Annotated in this window: 2 tRNA genes; both read right to left on the reverse strand. The window is 49.8% G+C overall.

Going from position 1 to position 414, the window contains the following annotated elements:
* Positions 1-166: 166 nt before the first annotated feature.
* Positions 167-243, reverse strand: a tRNA-Pro gene (locus tag KNQ14_RS16655).
* 5 nt (positions 244-248) lie between these two features.
* Positions 249-322 (reverse strand) — tRNA-Arg (locus KNQ14_RS16660).
* Positions 323-414 lie beyond the last annotated feature (92 nt).

The following is a 414-nucleotide window of genomic DNA, read 5'->3' on the forward strand; positions in this document are numbered from 1 at the left end:
GTCCTGAGCCAGGATCAAACTCTCCATGAAGTGTTTGACTTGCTCGTTGTGTGACCGAAGTCACGATTGACGAAGCTTGCGCTTCATTCATGTTTGTATTCCGTAGAATACGATTTTTGCCTCATCGTTCAGTTTTCAAAGTCCAATGTATTTCGTATGAAAATAATGGTCGGGAAGACAGGATTCGAACCTGCGACCCCTTGGTCCCAAACCAAGTGCTCTACCAAGCTGAGCTACTTCCCGAAAAGTGCACCCTGAGAGATTCGAACTCCCGACCCCTTGATTCGTAGTCAAGTACTCTATCCAGCTGAGCTAAGGGTGCATCATATGGTGCGGTCGAGAGGACTTGAACCTCCACGATGTTGCCACCACTAGGCCCTCAACCTAGCGCGTCTACCGATTCCGCCACGACCG

This window comes from Exiguobacterium sp. s161 (assembly GCF_018619045.1).
In the GTDB taxonomy this organism is placed as follows: Bacteria; Bacillota; Bacilli; order Exiguobacteriales; family Exiguobacteriaceae; genus Exiguobacterium_A; species Exiguobacterium_A indicum.